Genomic DNA, 3,540 nt, shown 5'->3' with positions numbered 1-3,540 from the left:
AAGCTAATCTCTATTGTTGAAAGGTTAGGGATTTGTTTTATTTATAGTTGTAGCAACTTGTAGGATTATCTATGTCATTTTCAAATCTTTTTTAGTTTTTATTAGTAAATAAGATGCGTTCGCCCTGTACTACGTTTCGATCCTCGTTGCAATCCAATAGCCACATGAATTTTTAACCCACGTCCCCGACGGGCCACCTCACATAGCTGCTGGTCGTAGGTTTTGCGTAGATTGTCGTCCAGTGGTACAGTCCCTTTATACTCGTCAATCTCCAAAAGCCAAGCTGGTTCTTGCGCTAACTCAGCCCTGGTCATTTGATTGCGGCGATCGCATTCTAGATAGTATTCACCTACATACTCAAATGTTTTCCCCATATCATTGAGGCTAATACTCGGAAAGCGCTCTGCAAAATCTTCGTAGTCGCTGACCTTGCCGCCGCAGATATCCACTCGCGCACCTTGCATTAAAAGGCAGTAGGCGATGGCCCGAAATAAATTCGACTTGCCTGAGCCAGTTGTACCGACACAGAGAAGCTGAGGAGTATCCTCACTTTTCAAATCAATCACCACTTCCCCATCTAGTGATTGACCAAGAACAATTAATCTTTCGCCCTGTGTCCACTGCCTTTGAGGAAAGTCGTAGTAAGTGCGGTCTTCTGGTTTTAAAGGAACTTCTACTGCTATTTGTTCGGGTGCATAAATGTAAAAAGGTAAATCACTTTTCTCACTTATCCCTAACGCCAATTTAGTTGCTGCTTTGAGTTTAGGTAAAGAATTAAAATCCTCTGTTTTTACCGAAAAAATTAACCTTTCGTAACTGGGCGCTTTATCCACTCGAAGGCACTGAGTTTGAAGTCCGACAACTGTTGCCGCTTTTTTTAATCCCTCAATCTTTGATGAATTTGTAACTGTGGTTGCATTTGCGCTATTGATCGGAGTGACATTGACAACCTCGCCATTAGCACTTTTAAGTACTTGCTGTGTTTGCTGTGCCTGCAATTCCAACTGACGAGTATGAATTTGGGCTTGCAGTTTGGCTGTTTCCATCTGCATTTCCGCCTCAGATGTTGCTAGCAGAACATTGCCCAGGCTTTCCCCGTTCTGAATCATGCCCAAAGCCATACGACTGACTGCCCCATTTTGTCCAGTAACCGTCAAAACTTCACTGAACAGAGGTGCTGTTTGTTGGAGTAATTTCAGTTGCCTTTCTGTTTCCTTGTCTGCATCTGCTGTAGAGCGCTTTCGTTCAGCAGCTGATGAAAGATACTGTAACTGCTCCTCAGCCTGAGTATCCTTCATCGCTGCAAGCATATCTTCTTCGCGTTCTTTGTCCTCGTAATGTTTTTGTAACTTTCGTAATTCCAATCCTGCATAGCTAGCTAGAGCGATCGCAGCGATATTTGCAGGTGTAAACAATTTTATATCTTTGGAATTGACTGTCAAAGTCAACACTAAACCAGTCAATCCACTAGCACCAATTCTTAACCAAGGAAATAACATTTACCCCATCCAAAAGCTAATCCAATTGCAATAACTTGTAGCAGCATCGAGTTACTGCTCTTGCCTTGAGAATAAGTAATTACTGCGGCTACTCCTATAACCAAGGCACTCCAGGGCAATAAACTAATTAATTGAGCAGTAGCGCTGGCAATAATAAATCCGCACATCCAGATTAACAATCTACAAATCTGGGACATTTTTCTCCTGTTTAGTCTGCTGTGGCTGATGTCTTTTTGCTTCTAGAACAGCACCAGAAACTATTCCTCCAAATCCAATTGTTGATGTGGCGACGGGGCCAATTATTTGAGTGCTGAAGTACCCAAAGGCTACTAATGCTAGAAATCCAGATGTTAACAGAGCTATTTGTTTAGTTGTCATTGCGCTGTCCTTTGAATGCGTTGTGTAATTCCTGGTGTTCCCGAATATCGGGCATTTCTAAGCTCTTGGAACCGAGTAACCAAATTACTCGTTTGTTCTTCGTAAGGGGTTGGTTCTTTTTTGGTGGTTTCAGCTTGTAACTTTTCTTGCTTTTTAGCCTTGCCTTCTGAATACTGTGAAGCAATCTTACCTAAGCTAATGCCCAAATCATCTTGGACACCAGCTATGGCTGAGCGAGAACCCCCAACTATTTGCCGGAATTTGGATTCGAGATTAGCAAGAGATACCCCTAAGTTCTTTTCCATTTCTGCAAGAGTAACTCTTGCCTCGCCAACGTTTTCAGCAACAGATGCTTGTTTCTCTCTGTTTTTGATCAAGGCTTTCAAATAACGAGATGTCAGGGCATCATACTCAGTCCAATTTTTGAGTTGGATTTCTGCGCCCTTAGCGTTTTCCGCAGCTAAGGCTATATGCTCGTCTGTGAGATCGCCAAAAGTTCTGACATTCACAGGCAACATATCAGCAATGCGCTGGGCATTCTCCCATACAGCCGATGACAAACCAAAGTGGGAATCAGGAAAAACTAAAGCCTTGTTAATGTCACCACTTAAATCGGATAAATTCAATCCTCCATTTTTGGGCGGTTCCGGCTGTGGCTTTGATGTTCTAGCCATAATTACCTCACATGTATTAGTGATTTACAAGGTTGATATTCTACAAACACATCGTCTTGAAATTCAGTCCATTCTGTTGCTTTCAAACTTCGGAAGTGGCGAGTGCTGTTTTCTAATTTGACCTCCAAGTTAATTTCAGAAAATTTGAAAACATTCTCTTGATCAATCACCTTGGTTAATTGCACATCGCGGTCAATTTGCACTCCTAAAACTAAATTTACTCCTTTGTTTTTGTACTGTTGCCAGTAATAAGAAAACTCCTGATTGTCCAAGAAATTGACATTAACCTTGGGAATACCACCTTCAAACAAAATTGCAAAAATTCCTAGTGGTTCGTAATGAATTTTGGCTATTCCGAGATTGTTTTCGTAGCACCAATAGGCTCTGTGGAAGTAGGCTGTTTGCAAAACTTTTTCTCCAACTTTTTAATCAACATTTTGGCTAGAGCTTGCCACACCAATGACCAAGCCCGTTGGTTCTTGAGTCTGAATTGAGCAGCTATGATATCTGCTTGAGAAGGGATGATGCTGCCATATTGCTCCAGGTTGTTAATCGCTTGCTGGAAACAAACAACTTCATCCTCGGTCGCCGTCAGATCCGGGGCAACAGCTGCGGTTAATCTTTCCATCACCCCACTTAACGTTGCAGATTCGGTTTTAATCTTCTGCAATTCTTCTGACATCACCTCAATTGCTGCCAAGTTAGACTGTGCAATGCAAGACTGGAAATTCAGTAAATGGGTTTCGAGTTGGCGCTGTACTTCTGAGCTGATGATTTGGGTTACAGTGTTAAATCCTTTCCCCTGATTTACTGTGTCGATAAACTCTTGTACTTCAGGTGATACTTGGGATGCACTCGAATTGTCCATCATCTAAATCTTTCCACTCCAATTTCACACCTACACGAGCTGCTAAGCCGTCTATAGTCTGCTTCATCGTCTCAAAGGGCAAATAATCGCAACTATCAATTAGTTGTTCGAGTTCTACATC

The 3,540-nt window shown here is 42.1% G+C and carries 6 protein-coding genes; all 6 read right to left on the bottom strand.

The features are described from left to right. Positions 1 to 101 precede the first annotated feature (101 nt). Genes FNW02_RS37715 through FNW02_RS37690 form a run of 6 tightly spaced genes read right to left on the bottom strand, consistent with a single transcriptional unit; the run spans position 102 to position 3,422 of the window. Positions 102 to 1,499, bottom strand: a complete 1,398-nt coding sequence (locus FNW02_RS37715; protein WP_191762563.1) for an ATP-binding protein — start codon at positions 1,497 to 1,499, stop codon at positions 102 to 104. Next, positions 1,481 to 1,696: a hypothetical protein gene (locus tag FNW02_RS37710; protein WP_191762562.1), complete on the bottom strand. Its 216-nt coding sequence runs from the start codon at positions 1,694 to 1,696 to the stop codon at positions 1,481 to 1,483. Before FNW02_RS37710 ends, FNW02_RS37715 begins: the two co-directional genes overlap by 19 nt. Further along, the gene (locus FNW02_RS37705; RefSeq protein WP_191762561.1) at positions 1,680 to 1,877 is read right to left on the bottom strand and encodes a hypothetical protein; all 198 of its coding nucleotides are present in this window, start codon (positions 1,875 to 1,877) and stop codon (positions 1,680 to 1,682) included. Before FNW02_RS37705 ends, FNW02_RS37710 begins: the two co-directional genes overlap by 17 nt. Next, a complete protein-coding gene (locus tag FNW02_RS37700) occupies positions 1,874 to 2,551 on the bottom strand; it encodes a hypothetical protein (protein ID WP_191762560.1) in 678 nt (225 codons plus the stop codon). The genes FNW02_RS37705 and FNW02_RS37700 overlap by 4 nt, the downstream gene beginning before the upstream one ends. A 2-nt stretch (positions 2,552 to 2,553) precedes the next feature. Further along, on the bottom strand, positions 2,554 to 2,958 hold the full coding sequence (locus FNW02_RS37695; RefSeq protein ID WP_191762559.1) for a hypothetical protein: 405 nt from the start codon (positions 2,956 to 2,958) through the stop codon (positions 2,554 to 2,556). Beyond that, positions 2,901 to 3,422 (bottom strand): hypothetical protein, encoded by a 522-nt coding sequence (locus FNW02_RS37690; protein WP_191762558.1) that lies wholly within the window; start codon positions 3,420 to 3,422, stop codon positions 2,901 to 2,903. The genes FNW02_RS37695 and FNW02_RS37690 overlap by 58 nt, the downstream gene beginning before the upstream one ends. Positions 3,423 to 3,540: the final 118 nt, after the last annotated feature.

It is taken from the genome of Komarekiella delphini-convector SJRDD-AB1 (assembly GCF_014831675.1).
In the GTDB taxonomy this organism is placed as follows: Bacteria; Cyanobacteriota; Cyanobacteriia; order Cyanobacteriales; family Nostocaceae; genus Komarekiella.
Note: the sequence above shows the minus strand (reverse complement) of the source record. Positions and strands in the feature narration are given on the sequence as shown.